This is a genomic window from Ruegeria sp. CDSB114, assembly GCF_059611025.1.
On sequence record NZ_JBXWOT010000001.1, the window covers coordinates 696622 to 713580 of the forward strand.

Annotated in this window: 14 protein-coding genes; 9 read left to right on the forward strand and 5 right to left on the reverse strand. The window is 55.7% G+C overall.

Features of this window, described 5'->3' with window-relative positions; genetic code table 11:
* Window positions 1-50: 50 nt before the first annotated feature.
* Window positions 51-3470, reverse strand: coding sequence for an indolepyruvate ferredoxin oxidoreductase family protein (locus tag AC2FIP_RS03525; RefSeq protein WP_496785181.1), 3420 nt, complete (start codon window positions 3468-3470; stop codon window positions 51-53).
* A gap of 169 nt (window positions 3471-3639) precedes the next feature.
* Between AC2FIP_RS03525 and AC2FIP_RS03530 the strand changes: the two genes are divergently transcribed.
* The 6 genes from AC2FIP_RS03530 (at window position 3640) to grxD (ending at window position 10713) form a co-directional block, all read left to right on the forward strand.
* Window positions 3640-4545 (forward strand): LysR family transcriptional regulator, encoded by a 906-nt coding sequence (locus AC2FIP_RS03530; RefSeq protein ID WP_142633997.1) that lies wholly within the window; start codon window positions 3640-3642, stop codon window positions 4543-4545.
* A gap of 278 nt (window positions 4546-4823) precedes the next feature.
* On the forward strand, window positions 4824-7073 hold the full coding sequence (locus AC2FIP_RS03535) for a mechanosensitive ion channel family protein (protein ID WP_271946936.1): 2250 nt from the start codon (window positions 4824-4826) through the stop codon (window positions 7071-7073).
* A 234-nt stretch (window positions 7074-7307) separates the two neighbouring features.
* The gene (gene purL, locus AC2FIP_RS03540; protein WP_496785182.1) at window positions 7308-9467 is read left to right on the forward strand and encodes a phosphoribosylformylglycinamidine synthase subunit PurL; all 2160 of its coding nucleotides are present in this window, start codon (window positions 7308-7310) and stop codon (window positions 9465-9467) included.
* A 134-nt stretch (window positions 9468-9601) separates the two neighbouring features.
* Complete coding sequence (locus tag AC2FIP_RS03545; protein ID WP_142634001.1) at window positions 9602-9838, forward strand: BolA/IbaG family iron-sulfur metabolism protein; 237 nt, start codon at window positions 9602-9604, stop codon at window positions 9836-9838.
* A gap of 235 nt (window positions 9839-10073) precedes the next feature.
* Window positions 10074-10349 (forward strand): hypothetical protein, encoded by a 276-nt coding sequence (locus tag AC2FIP_RS03550; RefSeq protein WP_282021284.1) that lies wholly within the window; start codon window positions 10074-10076, stop codon window positions 10347-10349.
* A gap of 1 nt (window position 10350) precedes the next feature.
* Window positions 10351-10713, forward strand: coding sequence for a Grx4 family monothiol glutaredoxin (gene grxD / locus AC2FIP_RS03555; protein WP_142634005.1), 363 nt, complete (start codon window positions 10351-10353; stop codon window positions 10711-10713).
* Here grxD and AC2FIP_RS03560 read toward each other — a convergent pair whose 3' ends face one another.
* From AC2FIP_RS03560 to AC2FIP_RS03570, 3 genes are read right to left on the reverse strand one after another with little or no spacing between them, the layout of a single operon-like run.
* A complete protein-coding gene (locus AC2FIP_RS03560; RefSeq protein WP_246097133.1) occupies window positions 10714-11058 on the reverse strand; it encodes an MliC family protein in 345 nt (114 codons plus the stop codon).
* 5 nt (window positions 11059-11063) lie between these two features.
* Entirely contained in the window at window positions 11064-11459 is a 396-nt protein-coding gene (locus AC2FIP_RS03565; RefSeq protein WP_281994664.1) for a cell division protein ZapA, read from the reverse strand.
* Complete coding sequence (locus tag AC2FIP_RS03570) at window positions 11459-12205, reverse strand: hypothetical protein (RefSeq protein WP_496785184.1); 747 nt, start codon at window positions 12203-12205, stop codon at window positions 11459-11461. Before AC2FIP_RS03570 ends, AC2FIP_RS03565 begins: the two co-directional genes overlap by 1 nt.
* Window positions 12206-12439: 234 nt before the next feature.
* On the opposite strand from AC2FIP_RS03570, the gene tkt reads away from it, so the two are divergent.
* Window positions 12440-14464 carry a transketolase gene (gene tkt, locus AC2FIP_RS03575; protein ID WP_496785185.1) on the forward strand — a complete coding sequence of 675 codons (2025 nt, stop codon included), beginning with the start codon at window positions 12440-12442 and terminating at the stop codon, window positions 14462-14464.
* 58 nt (window positions 14465-14522) lie between these two features.
* On the opposite strand, the gene AC2FIP_RS03580 is transcribed toward tkt, so the two are convergent.
* Window positions 14523-15485: a DUF808 domain-containing protein gene (locus AC2FIP_RS03580; protein ID WP_496785186.1), complete on the reverse strand. Its 963-nt coding sequence runs from the start codon at window positions 15483-15485 to the stop codon at window positions 14523-14525.
* 184 nt (window positions 15486-15669) lie between these two features.
* Between AC2FIP_RS03580 and gap the strand changes: the two genes are divergently transcribed.
* Window positions 15670-16671 (forward strand): type I glyceraldehyde-3-phosphate dehydrogenase, encoded by a 1002-nt coding sequence (gene gap, locus AC2FIP_RS03585; RefSeq protein ID WP_142634017.1) that lies wholly within the window; start codon window positions 15670-15672, stop codon window positions 16669-16671.
* Window positions 16672-16742: 71 nt separating this feature from the next.
* Window positions 16743-16886 carry a hypothetical protein gene (locus tag AC2FIP_RS03590; protein ID WP_496679620.1) on the forward strand — a complete coding sequence of 48 codons (144 nt, stop codon included), beginning with the start codon at window positions 16743-16745 and terminating at the stop codon, window positions 16884-16886.
* Window positions 16887-16959: the final 73 nt, after the last annotated feature.

Genomic DNA, 16959 nt, shown 5'->3' on the forward strand with positions numbered 1-16959 from the left:
TAAATGCAAGTAACAATTTTGCCTAGCTGTCGTGACACGGTTGTGACGAATTACTCGGCGGCGGCCTGTAATTCAGGTCCTCCGTTCCGTATCGTGGTCAACAATTCCTCTCTGCGTTTGGCGGCGCTCGCCTCATTCGCCTTAAGGACGGGTCCAAAACCTTTGATATCCAAGGGCAACTTAGCGAGCGAAATTACGGCATCCTTTGTTTGGATGGAAATCAGCGGAGTGATCTCTTTGAGATCACGTTCATATTGCTTGATCAGCTCACGCTCCATTCGACGTTCGACACTATAGCCAAAGATATCCAGCGGAGTACCTCGAAGAACTTTTAGCCGAGACATGAATTTCAGCGGGTTCAGCATCCATTCGCCGAAACTCCGTTTGCGGGGTCGGCCATCTGGTCCTTTGCCACCAAGCAGCGGTGGGGCAAGGTGGAATGTCATTTTGAATTCGCCATCAAATTCAGCGGCGGCTTTCTCCCGACTGGACAGTAACAACCGGGCTACTTCGTATTCGTCTTTGTAAGACAACAGTTTATGATACCCTTTTGCGACAGCATCACGAATTTCTGCATCCTCAAACGAGTCAACGATTTTGCGGTAGCGTTTCGCCAGACGAGCGCTTTGATACTGGGTTAGATGATCGGCGCGGAACGCGATGACCTGCTCTGGTGATTTCGGGAGGTCGGAAACACTTGGCCGTAGAATCTCATCGACTTTTTCCGGGTGTAAAACCGCCCAACGACCGATCTCAAAGGCTCTTTTGTTGCGTTCTACCGCCGTTCCGTTCAGATCAATGGCTGCAATCACCGCATCGAGGCTGACGGGTATCAGCCCGCGCTGCCATGCGGCCCCAAAAACCATCATGTTCGAATAGATTGAATCTCCCATCACTGCGCGCGCAAGCTCAGTGGCATCAAACAGGGAAACGTCTTCTTTCAATCGAGCTTGCAGCGCCAGTTCCAGCCTCTCACCAGGAATCCTAAACTTAGTGTCGCGCGTGAAGTCACCGGTAACGGTTTCGTGGCTGTTGACCACCGCTCCGGTCTGACCCAAGCGTGTCAGGCCAAGTGTTTTGGCCCCGGCGGACACAACCAAATCACCACCGATCAATGTGTCGGCTTCACCCGTTGCCACACGTATTGCACTGATATCTTCTGGCCGGTTGGCAATACGGCAATGAATATGAACCGCACCGCCTTTCTGGGCCAAGCCTGCCATCTCCATCATTCCGGCGCCTTTGCCGTCAATCTGGGCCGCCTGTGCCAGAATCGCGCCCAGCGTGACAACTCCGGTCCCACCGATGCCGGTGATGACAACATTATGTGTGCCCACTATTTCAGGCAGCTCGGGCATCGGAAGATCGGGCAGATCAAGTTCGGTCGTCGCTTCTTTGCGAATCTTCGCGCCTTCCAGCGTCACAAAGGAGGGGCAGAACCCACTCAGACACGAAAAATCCTTGTTACAGCTCGATTGGTCAATCGCGCGCTTCCGGCCAAGTTCGGTTTCCTTGGGAACAATCGAAACACAGTTCGATTGGATGCCGCAGTCACCGCAGCCCTCACAGACATCCGTATTGATAAAGACCCTTTTGTCCGGGTCGGGAAAGGTTCCGCGTTTACGGCGACGGCGTTTCTCAGCGGCACAGGTCTGGACATAGACGATGACCGAGACGCCCTCATAGGTGCGGAATTTCTCTTGCACAGTCATCAGTTCGGCACGCTCAAAGCTCTCTACTCCTGCGGGTAAGGCTTTGAAGTTTACATCTTCTTTTTCGTCATAGACCAGCGCGACATGTGTGACGCCCATAGCCTTGACCTCGGCCGCGATCCTTTCGGCGGTCAGATCACCCTCATTGCCCTGCCCGCCCGTCATTGCGACTGCATCGTTGAACAGAATCTTGAAGGTGATGTTCGTACCCGCCGACAAAGCTGCCCGGATCGCCTGAACACCGGAATGGTTATAGGTGCCGTCTCCGAGGTTCTGGAACACATGATTGGTGGTCGAGAACGGCTCTTCCCCGATCCAGTTTGCCCCTTCGCCACCCATCTGAGTAAAGCCAAATGTGCTTCGATCCATCCATTGAACCATGTAATGGCATCCGATGCCTGCATAGGCCCGGCTTCCGTCTGGTACCTTGGTCGAACTGTTATGCGGGCATCCAGAACAGAAATACGGAAGGCGTGAGGCTATTTCCTCGGCATTGTCCGCCCGGCGCGCTTCGGTCAACTTGGTCAAACCTGCACGGACCCCGTCGGTATCGCGGCCTTCTTCAATCAGGATACCGCCCAGCTTTTCTGCGATCATGTTCGGATCAAGGGCACCGCGGGTGGGAAACAGCTCTTCCCGATGCAGCGTCCCAGCACCACCCTTGTACCAGCCATAGACTCGTCGACCACGGCGGTCGTCAAAGATCGCTTCTTTGACCTGAACCTCGATCAGCTTGCGTTTTTCTTCAACGATTACGATCAGGTCCAGACCCTCTGCCCAGTCGTGAAATCCGGCCATGTCCAGTGGGAACGTCTGTCCGACCTTATAGGTCGTGATGCCAAGGCGCTCGGCCTCGGCCTCATCAATATTCAGCAAGGAAAGCGCGTGGGTAAGGTCCAGCCAGTTCTTGCCAGCGGCCACCAGACCTATCTTTGCACCGGGTTTGCCCCAGACACGTTTGTCCATCCGGTTAGCGCGTGAAAACGTTTCAGCCGCAAAACGCTTGTAATCAATAATGCGCTCTTCCTGCAGATGAGGCGTATCGCCAAGCCGGATGTTCAGCCCTCCTTCGGGCATATCAAACTCGGGCACCACGACATTCATGCGATCGGGGTTGCCATCAACAACCGAAGTCACCTCTATCGTGTCCTTCATGGTCTTGAGACCGACCCAGACACCGGCGAACCGGCTGAGCGCGAATCCGTAAACGCCGTAGTCGAGTATCTCTTGTACTCCGGCCGGGCTGACCACTGGCATGTACATATCAACCAACGACCACTCGGACTGATGCAGAACGGTCGAACTTTCGCCCGTGTGATCATCCCCCATGGCCATCAGAACGCCACCATGCGCCGCCGTCCCTGCCATATTGGCATGGCGCATCACGTCGCCTGACCGATCTACACCAGGTCCTTTTCCGTACCACAGACCAAAGACGCCATCGAACTTGCCGTCACCCCTTAACCCGGCCTGCTGACTGCCCCAAAGCGCGGTTGCCGCAAGATCCTCATTCAGACCGTATTGAAAAGTGACATCGCTTTCTGTCAGCTGTTTCTGCGCGCGCATCATCTGCTGGTCGACCGCTCCAAGAGGCGATCCGCGGTATCCCGTCACCAATCCTGCAGTGTTCAGACCCGATTTCGTGTCGCGCGCCTTTTGCATCAGCATAAGGCGCACAAGCGCCTGAGTGCCGTTCAATAAAACCGTGTTTTTGCTTAGGTCGAAACGGTCGTTCAAAGAAATTTGTGGCTTACTCATCAAACGCCTCCCCTCGTCAGATCAGTGTGCTTCATCTGCTTCCATATTAGGTCATAATAACTGACCTGCCTAGAGCTTATCCTCTGAAACGCAAGGATTTCGCCGTTTGAATGTGGAAGTTGTCACCTATTTCATATAGGCGTTCGGCAGGATAACGAAAGTTGCGGCGATGGATTGGGACAAGCTTAGGATATTTCACGCGGTTGCAGATGCGGGCAGCCTGACACATGCAGGCGATAAGCTGAACCTATCTCAATCGGCAGTCAGCAGACAAATTCGGGCATTGGAAGAGTCACTTGATTCGACGTTGTTCCATCGTCACGCCCGCGGTCTGATTCTGACCGAACAGGGTGAGCTGCTGTTCGACGCCACCTCGGCAATGTCCAAGCGACTGGACGCGGCAGCAGCGCGCATACGAGACAGCGAAGAAGAAGTCTTTGGTGTGCTGCGGGTCACAACCACATTTGGCTTTGGGACTCTATGGCTCGCTCCGAGGTTGCCAAAGCTGTATGAACAATACCCGGACCTAAATATCGACCTCATGCTTGAGGAACGCGTTCTTGACCTGCCAATGCGCGAGGCCGATGTCGCCATCCGTATGAAAGAGCCTAGCCAGGCTGATCTGGTGCGCAAGCGCCTGATGACAGTACAGATGCTGCTTTATGCTACCCCGGAATATCTTAAGGAAAGCGGTCAACCTGCCTCCCTCGAAGAAATCTCGAGCCATCGACTTATCTGTCAGACCCCCTCAGCCCCCCAAGTAGGGGCCAGTGCGGCAATGGTACGGCATCTGATGACCTATAACCCGGCGTCGTTGCTGACAGTGAACAACTATTTCGGTGTCTTGCAGGGCGTACTGCACAATCTGGGAATTGGCTTGCTGCCCGATTATGTCACGCATGATTTCCCGCATCTGCTGCCGGTACTTTCAGACATCGAAACGGCTGACGTTCCTGTTTATCTCGCCTACCCCGAAGAGTTACGCCATTCCAAACGCGTGGCAGCCTTCCGCGATTTTGTGCAGGACGAGATCATCGCGCAGCGTAAACACCTGAAGAAAATGGGGAAACTATAGCTATGCGTCAACGTCATAGCGGACATGACGGACTATCACACTGAAACGCCTTGATCGTTATCAAACTGATGCCTAAATGAGCACTCGAAGGCGGTGATGCTGTAACGCTCATCATCTTCATACCTCCCTGTTGGACTACGGCCGAGCTTAGTGCTCGGCCTTTTTTTTTGGTCCTGGCTTAATCGGTGACACCGAACAGCCGAAAACTGCTGGGAAATTTCCACCTCCGCGCCTATGATCCCGTAAAAGATCAAAAATTCGTGTTCGAGGGAAAATTCATGCACCATCCACTCCGCCTATTACTGGCGTTGATTTCCGCCATTCTTCTTGCGGTACCAGTACACGCACAAGACAGTGGGACGGCGTCGTCTACGGTCACAATTCCAGAGGACCTGACGCCCGATCAGGTTGATGGCTTGGTGGCACGTATGTCCGACGATCAGGTTCGCGCCATTTTGCTGGAACGGCTCGACGCGGTTGCAGAAAAGCAGGCGGCAGCAAACGAAAACCATGAAGATCCGCTTACCGAAATCAGTGAAATCTGGGCCGAGATGGTTACCTCTTGGACGCAGGTTTTGACCACATTGCCAAATATTGTCAGCGCCCAGGTTGAGGCGTTCAGCAATTTCTCAGCGAAATTCGGATCTACCGGGGTGTTTGGCCTGTTTGGGCTGATCCTAGCAGTTCTGGTGGCCGGATACGCTGCTGAAAAATTGTTTGGGTTTCTCACCCGCAAATGGCACGAAGAGCCCGATGGGAATTCCGATGCTGATCTTTGGAGCGCGGTACGTTACTTGTTCCGCCGTTTCTGCCGGGAAATCGCAGGACTTGTTGTGTTCTATGTTGTTATCCGGGCGATTGGACGGGGCTTGCTGACGACAGAACAGCTTACCTATGCCGCCCCATTCGTTTTCTACCTGATTTGGATTCCGCGTCTGGGCGCAGCCGCCTCACGCTTTGTACTGGCGCCCAAAAAGCCACATTACCGGTTGGTCAACATAGACGATCATTGGGCCAAATATCTGCATCGCAACCTGATTGGCCTTCTTCTATTGATCGGCCTCACGCTCTTTATCGTACGGTTCAACTTGCTTAACGGTATCACCCCGGCCGATACGCGTATCGGTTTCTGGCTGAACGCTGGCATCCATATATACATTGGGATCATCGCCTGGACCGCGCGCGAAGGGTTGTCTCAGATGATGTTGGGCACGGACCCGGATCACACCAAATTCGATGAAAAGGTCGCTCATTACTATCCCTACTTCGCTATCGGCGTTTCGGTGGTGATATGGTTCCTGGTCGAATTCCTGATCGCACAGCGTGATCCCAGAACACTTGCCCTGCTTGGCAAAGGGCCACATTTCACGACGATGTTCTGGCTGCTGATCGCACCAGCGCTTGATACGCTGATCCGTGGCCTCGTGCGCCATCTTCAACCCCCAATGTTGGGCGACGGACCATTGGCCGAACGCGCCTATAAATCAGCCAAGCGCAGCTATATCCGGATCGGTCGCGTGCTGGCGGGCCTGTTTGTGGTCTTTATGATCGCGCGGGTCTGGCAGCTTGATCTTCGACATGTCGCCTCTGCCGGGATCGGAACCGACGTTGGCGGTACGGTTATCGAATTCCTGATGATCATCGCTGTCGGATACATCTTGAACGAGGTCGTCTCACTATGGATCAACCGTCGTCTTGCCAAGGAACAGACAACGGCAGAAGAGCTGGATGAAGAGGCCGGTGGCGAGGGTGGCGGTGCAGGCGGCTCACGTCTGGCGACGGTTCTTCCCCTGCTGCGGATCACGGCGCAAGTCACGATTGCGGTCATCTTCGGCCTGCTCGCATTGGGCGCGCTGGGCATCAACATCACCCCACTTCTGGCAGGTGCCGGTGTCCTTGGTCTTGCGATCGGTTTCGGCGCTCAGAAGCTGGTGGCTGATATCGTCGGCGGTGTCTTCTTCCTTATCGACGATGCGTTTCGCGTGGGTGAATATGTCGATGTCGGTGGCACCATGGGCACCGTCGAGAAAATCTCGATCCGTTCGATGCAGCTCCGCCATCACCGTGGGCCCGTTCACACGATCCCCTATGGCGAGATTCAAAAGCTGACCAATTTCAGCCGTGACTGGGTGATCATGAAGCTAAAGTTCACCGTGCCGTTTGACACTGATCCCAACAAGGTCAAGAAGATCTTCAAGAAGATCGGCGCCGAGATGATGGCGGACGAAACCCACAAAGAAGGCTTCTTGCAGCCCTTTAAATCGCAAGGTGTTTTCGACTTTGACGATGTTGGCATGATCATCCGCGGCAAGTTCATGGCCAAGCCGGGCAAGCAGTTCACGCTTCGCAAGGAAATCTTCAACCGGGTGAAGGCCGAGTTCAATGCCAATGGCATCGACTTTGCCCGCCGCGAAGTTCGCGTAGCAATTCCTGGTCTGGAAGAGGCCGAGAACCTTACCGAACAACAAAAAGCTGCTGTTGGGGCCGCTGCGGCGGACTCGATCAACAAGGGAGAAACCCCAGCTTAAAGACCAGATACAGACGCCACGCGGCTTTTGGGCCGCCTGGCAGGAAGTACTATAGACGGAACCGGCCACTGGCGCGGTTCCGTTTCTTTTTCTGGGTACACAAAGCGCAGAAAAGCTCGAAATTGGCATATGCCGGTTACGTTATTCGACCCTGCGCTGACTTGGCCCTTCCCACAGACGCGCCCTTGCCCTACAAGGCCCGCAATCTCGGCCACCATGGATACAGGACAAACGATGCAAGAGCCCGCCATCACACCGGATCTGATTGCCGCGCACGGGTTGAAACCCGAAGAATACGAGATGATCCTGGAGATTATCGGGCGCGAGCCAACCTTTACCGAGTTGGGCATTTTCTCGGCCATGTGGAACGAGCATTGTTCCTACAAATCCTCCAAGAAATGGCTGCGCACCCTGCCCACCTCTGGACCCCAGGTGATCTGCGGACCGGGTGAAAATGCAGGTGTGGTCGATATCGGCGATGGTCAGGCCGTGGTCTTCAAGATGGAAAGCCACAACCATCCGTCTTACATCGAACCCTATCAAGGTGCGGCCACCGGTGTTGGAGGTATCCTGCGCGATGTTTTCACCATGGGTGCGCGCCCAATCGCCTCGATGAACGCGCTGTCTTTTGGTGAACCCGGCCACCACAAGACCCGTCAGCTGGTCAATGGCGTGGTCGAAGGTATCGGCGGCTATGGCAACTGTTTCGGCGTGCCTTGCGTTGGCGGCGAAGTGCGCTTTCACCCGGCCTATAATGGCAACTGCCTTGTGAATGCCTTCGCAGCCGGGCTGGCTGACAGTGACAAGATTTTCTACTCAGCCGCATCGGGCGTCGGCATGCCGGTTGTCTATCTTGGAGCCAAGACCGGACGCGACGGCGTGGGCGGAGCCACCATGGCCAGCGCCGAATTTGACGACACGATCGAGGAAAAGCGCCCCACCGTTCAGGTTGGCGACCCGTTCACCGAAAAACGCCTGATGGAAGCGACGCTGGAGCTGATGCAAACCGGCGCAGTGATCTCGATCCAAGATATGGGCGCGGCGGGCCTGACCTGTTCCGCAGTTGAGATGGGTGACAAAGGCGGTCTGGGCGTTCGGCTTGATCTGGAAAACGTCCCCCAGCGCGAAGAGAACATGACAGCCTATGAGATGATGCTGTCGGAATCCCAAGAACGCATGTTGATGGTTCTCAAACCCGAGCTTGAGGCCGAGGCTCGCGCCGTTTTCGATAAATGGGATCTGGATTTCGCTATCGTGGGTGAAACCGTCGCCGAAGATCGCTTTCTGATCATGCATAATAGTGAGGTCAAAGCCGATCTGGTTCTGTCCAAACTCTCCTCAACCGCGCCCGAATATGATCGCCCGTGGGAGCCTACACCGCAAGCAGAAGATCTGGCCGACGTACCTCAGATCGACCCAATCGACGGTCTGCGCGCCCTGCTCGCTTCGCCCAACTATGCGGGCAAGCAATGGGTTTACGAGCAGTATGACACCATGGTTATGGCCGATTCCGTGCGTACGCCTGGTCTGGGCGCCGGCATGGTTCGTGTACACGGCACCGACAAGGTTCTTGCTTTCACCAGTGACGTGACCCCGCGCTATGTGCGAGCCAACCCTGTAGAAGGCGGCAAGCAAGCTGTTGCCGAAGCCTACCGCAACCTGACCGCCGTCGGGGCATTGCCACTAGCGACCACCGACAACCTGAATTTTGGCAACCCGGAAAAGCCCGAGATCATGGGCCAGTTCGTCGGCGCGATCCAAGGCATTGGTAAGGCCGTCGCAGCGTTGGATATGCCCATCGTGTCCGGCAACGTGTCGCTTTACAACGAAACCGACGGTCAAGCGATCCTGCCGACCCCGACAATCGGAGCGGTCGGCCTTCTGGCGCACACGGACGAGATCATAGGTAATGAGGTCCGCGACGGCCACGTGGCTCTGGTCATCGGCGATACGCAGGGGCATCTGGGCCAATCCGCCCTTCTGGCCGAAGTGTTCAACCGCGAAGATGGCGACGCGCCGCATGTTGATCTGGACGCCGAAAAGCGCAACGGAGAGTTCATCCGCGCAAACCGAGAGATGATCAAGGCTTGCACCGATCTTGGCGATGGTGGTCTGGCATTGGCAGCCTTCGAACTGGCCGAAGCAACCGGCGTCGGCATAACGCTTGACGACGCCTCGACCGAATTCCTGTTTGGCGAGGATCAGGCCCGTTATCTGGTCGCCTGCAACTTTGACCAGGCCGAAGCCCTGATGATTGCTGCAGGTCAGGCTGGCGTTCCACTGGTATCGGTCGGGCGGTTCACGGGCGACAGCGTCCGCATCGGCTCTTCTGAGGCCTTGCTTGATGAACTGACTGCCACTTTCCGCAACAGCTTCGCCGAAGCCGTCGCCTGATTTTGGCACCTGCGCTTCTGAAAACCTGCACTTTGACAAGTGCAGGTTTTTGTCATTTCGGGGCGTCTATCTGACCCTTGCGCGCCCCGCCCCGGCGCACTACATCTTGGGAAAGACTTTCAGGAGAAACCTACATGCCGATGAGCGCCCACGAGATTGAGAACCTGCTGCGCGACGCGTTTCCCGATGCGGACATTCAGGTCGGCGGCAGCGACGGCGTACATATGTCGGCCATGGTCGTGGATGAGAGCTTTCGTGGCAAAAATCGGGTGCAACAGCAACGAGCAGTCTATGCGGCCCTAAAAGGCAAGATGGACGGCCCGGATGGCGATTTGCACGCGCTGGCGCTGACGACGAAAGTGCCTGAGTGAGCACGACTTTCTGGATTTACGGAATTTGTGGATTGATCGCCCTCGTCGGTAGCGTCATCATTTTCAGATCTACGATAAAGAATGAGCGTGCTGACAAAATTCGGGGCACAGAACCCGGTCAAGGCGAGCAACTGATTGACCACGGAACCGTGTTGGGCGGCGGTGGCGGTCATGTAACAGTTTCCCGTATCACCAGAGACCCTCAAGAATATGCTAAAGCCATGGCTCCAAAAAAATGAGTACATGGCTGGCTTGGATATCAGCAATCGCGGCTTTGATAGTTGCCGCCGCGCTGATCGAGGCCTATGTGAAACGAAACAGAAAGCGTAAACTGGTCGACATGCGTCCAAACCCGGACAAAATCAGCAAGGTTGACGGCATCGAGAGATACGGGCTGAATCCGCTGGCCCTGGCGCAGGCCGAACACCGACGGCTGGAAAAGGAAGGATGGGTCGCCGCCCCATCACAGGATGAAACGACCGCCCCGGATGCGGATGACAAGGAAAAGTAACATGACCGACGTGAAAACCCAGATCGATGAGACCGTCAAAGCCAATGATGTGGTGCTATATATGAAAGGCACCAAGGAAATGCCGCAATGCGGATTCTCCTCGCGCGTGGCAGGCGTGCTGAACTACATGGGCGTAGAATTTGCTGACGTGAATGTACTGGCCGACGAAGGCTTGCGTCAGGGGATCAAGGACTATTCTGACTGGCCGACTGTTCCGCAACTCTATGTCAAAGGCGAGTTCGTAGGCGGATGCGACATCATCACCGAGATGACCCTGTCGGGCGAATTGGACACGCTGTTTGACGAAAACGGTGTCGGCTACAACAAGGAAGCCGCTGATAAAATCAGAGAAGCAAACGCCTGATCAGCGGCTGACGCAATTTCCCAATAAGACCTGCTCGCTGGCGGCATCTGCACCTGTCGCCAGAAAGCTCACCGTGGCGTCCCAGCCTTTGGAGCGCAGGATGTAAGTGCCAGTTGTTCCGTCGGATTCATAGCGGATACCAGAGCCGCTCTGAGCTTGGCGCAAAGTCACCAGCTTATTGTCGACCATCATGGCTGCCGCGCTGGATCCGTCCTCGGCATTGAAATAGGCAACCTCAAGAGGCACGCCGTTATCACAAGTAAATGTGACGGGCAGAATATCGATCCCAGCCCAGGAAACCTGCGCTGACACAGACATGAAAGTCGCAATAGCAATAGTACGCATATTTATCATTTCGTTGACTTTTCTTCTATGAATGCCGCCATTGCCTCGGCCCGAGCAGCCAACTCTGCCAAGGTGTCAGTGACCGAAGGTGGAACCACGGCAACTTCAATTCTTTCCGGCTCGGGCTGTGGCATGCTACGCAGGTTCCGAAGCTCGGCTTCGGCCTCCGCCAGCTTATTTTCTAGCGAGTTGATTTTGTCACCCGTGGCGGCGGCTTTGTCTGCCAACATCAATCCAGCCATCAAAAGCATCCGGGATTCAGGCATCCGACCGATCTGATCCGACAATACCTGCGCTTCATCATCCAGCAATTTTGCAGCAGCTTGCAGGAAAACCTCTTCGCCTTCTTGGCACGAAACCTCAAAGCCGCGCCCCCCGATTTGAATGGTCAATTCAGGCATTATTCCACCTCTCCTTCGGCCAGTTTCGCCTGAGACAGCAACGGTTCCAACCGGGCCAGCACGGCATGTGCTTCGGCCGCATCGGTGGCCTGCGCTGCGCGCGTTGCCTCAAGCTCGGCAGCTGTGGCACGGTTCAACAGATCCGCATCGGTCATTCCGTCTTCTGCAGCTGCGCGCAGCTCTTCGACCGACATTCGTAGTTGTTCGTTGGCTTTGCGCATGCGCTGCAGATCATCATCCAGACGCGACATCGCCGAGCCATGGCTACTGCGTTCGGCGCGCAGCATTTCTAACTCGGCGCTCAGTTCCGCCACGCGTTCACTATCCGCCAATTCCGAACGAAGACGGGCATTTTCGGCTTTCAGTTCTTCGACAACATCCTGATCTTCCAATGCTGCCTTTGCGCTTGCCAACTCGGCCCGTGCGGCTTCGACCGAGGCAAGCTGTGCCCTGGCATCGTCGAGTTGCTCGCGCAGCGCTGCACTTTCCTGATTATCGGACGGGGTATTACGCAAGCCTTCGATTTCTAGGCGCATGGCATCGACTTCGGAAGCGTGCCTTTCTTTTAATGATCTGAGACGCTCTTCAAGTTGAGCATTCGCAACCCTCTCATCATCCAGAGCTACACGCAGAGTGTTATCTTCTCCACCGCTGCCTGCGCCAACTTCCGCCATTGTCGCAATGCCGGATCCAATCCGATCCATCGCGGCCACAATACGGCGTTGTAGTTCTTCGATCTGGCTCATGCCCCTGCCACCTTTTTATCAAGGTTCCTTGTTTCGCGAGGTTATCCGAATCAACCTTGTACGCGTCTTGGCCTAGTCTAACCCAATGGCATCGAAAATACCCACTGTTTGCTTTCAACGACTTGGGTCACATTCTTGATCCAGCAAAACCCTGTAGCACCCAGTTCTACTTGCACTTTGAGGGCTGAATGGTATTGAGCGGCCATCTGCCTGTAATCCAAAGGAACAACACCCGTGGACCTGACTGCGCTGCGCAATGCCAACCCCGAACACTGGGACAAAGCTGCGGCCATCCGCACATTGACCCTCGACGCCGTCGCCGCCGCCAATTCCGGCCATTCCGGTATGCCAATGGGCATGGCCGATGTCGCGACTGTACTGTTCGAAAAGCACCTTAAATTCGACGCCTCGGCCCCAAACTGGCCCGACCGCGACCGGTTCATCCTGTCCGCCGGTCACGGCTCGATGCTGATCTATTCGCTGTTGTATCTCACTGGGAACGCTGACGTTACGCTGGAACAGATCAAGAATTTCCGTCAGCTGGGCGCAAAAACTGCAGGTCACCCCGAGAACTTCCTTGTCAACGGGATCGAAACCACAACCGGCCCGCTGGGTCAGGGGATCTCGAACGCTGTTGGTTTTGCCATGGCCGAGGAAATCCAGCGCGCTCATTACGGCAAGAAGATCGTAGATCACAATACCTATGTCATCGCGGGCGACGGCTGCCTAATGGAAGGCGTTAGCCAAGAGGCCATCACGCTGGCCGGCCGTCACGAGCTGGGTAAGCTGATCGTGTTCTGGGACAACAACAACATCACCATCGACGGCACGGTCGACATCGCTGACCGGACCGATCAGGTGAAACGTTTTGCCGCCTCGGGCTGGCAGGTCATCGAGATTGACGGCCATGATCCGCAGGCCATCGACGAGGCCATCACCAAGGCGAAATCGTCAAACAAGCCGACCATGATCGCCTGTGAAAGCCATATTGCTTTGGGTCACGCCGCGCAGGATACCTCGAAAGGCCACGGCGCCCTGACCGATCAGGAACAGCTGAAAGCGGCCAAAGAGGCCTATGCCGCACCGCATGGCGCGTTCGAAATTCCGGCAAATGTCAAAACTGCCTGGGAAGCAATCGGTTCTCGCGGCGCGGCCGAGCGGTCTGCGTGGGAGGAGCGTTTCGCGCAGATCTCTGAACGCAAACAAGCCGAGTTCAACCGCTCTTATGCGTTCGAGGCACCCAAAAAACTGGCCGGTGCCATCCGCTCGTTCAAAAAGCAGATGTCGGAAGATCAGCCCAAGTTGGCCACCCGTGCCTCGTCCGAGAAAGTTCTGAACGCGGTCAATCCGATCATGCCGGAAACTATCGGCGGCTCTGCTGACCTGACCGGTTCGAACAACACGAAATCGGCCGATATGGGCGTGTTCCTGCCGGAAAACCGCAAGGGTCGGTACATCCATTATGGTATCCGCGAACACGGCATGGCCGCCGCGATGAACGGTATGGCGCTGCATGGCGGCATCCGCCCCTATGGCGGTACCTTCATGGCGTTCACCGACTATGCGCGGCCCTCGATGCGGCTTGCAGCGCTGATGAAGATACCTACGGTCTTTGTGATGACCCATGACTCGATCGGTCTGGGCGAAGACGGCCCGACCCACCAGCCGGTCGAGCATCTGGCGATCTCACGCGCGACACCGAATACCTATGTTTTCCGCCCGGCGGATGCCGTTGAAACAGCGGAATCCTGGGAACTGGCGCTGACCTTCAAGGACAGCCCTTCGGTCCTGTCTCTGACCCGCCAGGGCGTGCCAACCGTACGCAAGGATCACAAAACCAAAAACCTGACTGCACAAGGCGGCTATGTTCTTGCCGAAGCCGAAGGCAAGCGTCAGGCAATCCTGATCGCAACCGGTTCGGAAGTGTCGCTGGCGATGGAAGCCAAGGCGATGCTCGAGGCCGAGGGCATTGGCACGCGCATCGTGTCGATGCCATGCATGGAACTGTTCGCCGAGCAGGATGAAGCGTATCGCAAGCGGGTTCTGCCCGGTGGAGCCGTCCGTGTCGGCATCGAGGCCGCCGTCCGCGCCGGAGGCTGGGACCGCTGGCTGCTGGGTGAACGCGGCCGTGACGCCAAGGCAGGCTTCATCGGCATGTCGGGCTTTGGCGCGTCTGCCCCCGCTGATGAACTGTACAAACATTTCGGCATCACTGCCGAGGCCACAGTTGCAAAGGTCAAGGAATTGCTGGAGCCGTAATTCCCAATTTCAAACATCAAGCGAAGGGCGGCCATGCGCCGCCCTTTTCGTTTTCTGATTAATGCGTTTCAGATTTCCGAGACAAAATCGGCGCGACCACTTTGGTTGCAATCGGGATCAGCACGAACCCCCAGGCCAGTCCGAATATGCCATCCATCGTGGCTTTGGAAATCCACTCCACGGCACCTTCCCATTGCGCCGAAACCGCATGCCCGGCTGCATAGGCCATGTCATGGATCTGATGCCCCAACCAGCCAAAACCCAGAACCTCAAGCCCGTGAATGATGATCGAGCCGCCAACCCACAGCATCGCAGCTGTGCCGACAATCGACAGCACTTTCATGACAACCGGCATCGCCTTGACCAATCCACGCCCTAATCCGCGCCCGATCGGCGTTGGTGCGTTCTTCGCAAGAAATAAGCCCACATCGTCCATCTTCACGATCAAGGCGACCGAGCCATAAACGGCCAGGGTCACACCTAGTCCTACAACGGCCAGCGTTGCCGCCTGCATCCAGATATTCGGTGCTTCGATGGCGGCAAGGGCGATTGTCATGATCTCGGCGGACAGGATGAAATCGGTTTTGATCGCACCCTTGACCTTCTGCTCTTCCAGATGGCCCGGGTCTTTGACCTTCATATCTTCGTCTATAACGTGGCTGCCATGAGGGAAAAGCAGGTGAAATATCTTTTCTGCCCCTTCGAAGCACAAATAGGACCCGCCAAGCATCAACAAGGGCGTTATCAACCAGGGTGCAAAATTGGCCAGCAACAAAGCGACTGGCAACAGCAGGATAATCTTGTTGAAAATCGAGCCGCGCGCAATGCGCCAGATGATCGGCAATTCCCGCGCCGGGGCAAAGCCCTGCACATATTTCGGAGTAACTGCTGCATCGTCGATGATCACGCCCGCAGTCTTGGCCCCGGCCTTGCCGGCGGCAGCGACCACATCGTCCACTGACGCCGCAGCAACCTTTGCTATGCCAGCAACATCATCCAACAGTGCCAACAAACCACTCATGCGTGTTTCCTCTCATCTCACCTGTCGCCAGGGGACCCTACCCGATCCGGCGGCTAGCGCAAGCGTTAGCGCAACCGGCGAAGGTTTGCGCTAACACGTTAAGAATATGTCACTTTTGCCCTTTTGAGAAAGCGTCTGTGCCGCTATATGCCCCGCAGAGCAAGCGCATTTTTGGAGACGTCAGATGACCATCAAGGTCGGCATCAATGGATTTGGCCGTATCGGCCGCTGCACCCTGTCGCATATTGCGGCATCGGCCCGCAACGACATCGAAGTGATCAAGGTCAACGCGACCGGCCCATTGGAAACCACCGCCCACCTGCTGAAATACGACAGCATCCACGGCCGCTTTCCCCGCGATGTTTCGATCGAAGGCAACACCATGGATTTGGGCCGCGGCCCAATGGAGGTGTTCTCGACTTACGATATGAACGAGCTTGATTGGGAAGGTTGTGACGTCGTTTTGGAATGCACCGGAAAATTCAACGATGGCCTGAAAGCCAAAACGCATCTGGAACGCGGTGCTCAGAAGGTTCTTTTGTCTGCGCCAGGTAAGAATGTTGATAAAACCATTGTCTATGGCGTGAACCACAACAGCCTGGTTACTGAAGATAGAATGGTTTCGAATGGCTCTTGCACCACGAACTGCCTTGCTCCGCTTGCCAAGGTGCTGGACGAAGGTATCGGGATCGAACACGGTATCATGACTACGATCCATGCCTATACCGGCGACCAGCCGACACTGGATCGCCGTCATAGTGACCTGTATCGCGCTCGCGCTGCGGCAATGTCCATGATCCCAACTTCAACAGGTGCAGCCAAAGCTCTGGGCGAAGTTCTGCCGAACCTGAAGGGTCGCTTGGACGGCTCGGCTATCCGTGTACCAACACCAAACGTTTCTGCTGTCGACCTGACTTTCCATGCGGCGCGTGACGTGACTGTCGAAGATGTTAATGCCATCGTTCGTGAAGCATCACGGGGATCAATGCAGCGCGTCGTGGGATATGAGCCTGCGCCGCTGGTCTCGACCGATTTCAATCATACTGAAGAAAGCTCGATTTTCGCACCAGACCAGACACGGGTCGTTAACAACCGCATGGTTCGTGTTCTGGCTTGGTATGACAACGAATGGGCCTTCTCGGTCCGTATGGCAGACGTCGCCGTGGCCATGGGACGGCTTAACTAAAACGCCGTAGAAATGTTGTACCTTTACACCCGCTCAGTTTATCTGGGCGGGTGTTTTCATTCGGGGCCAACATGACCAATCAAATTGCTATCTGGCTTGGCCTTCTAATACTTGGCTGTCTGCTAGTCGATTACGCAATGTTCGACTCTGAGAACCTGATCTTCCTGGGAAAGAAACTTTACACCTTCCTGGACTGGCTCGCCTTCTGGCGCTGACAGAGGTTTTTCTTGACTTTTTCCTTGATCTAGCTTTGTTAGCGCTAACTTTGCAATAACAGACACCCAGACG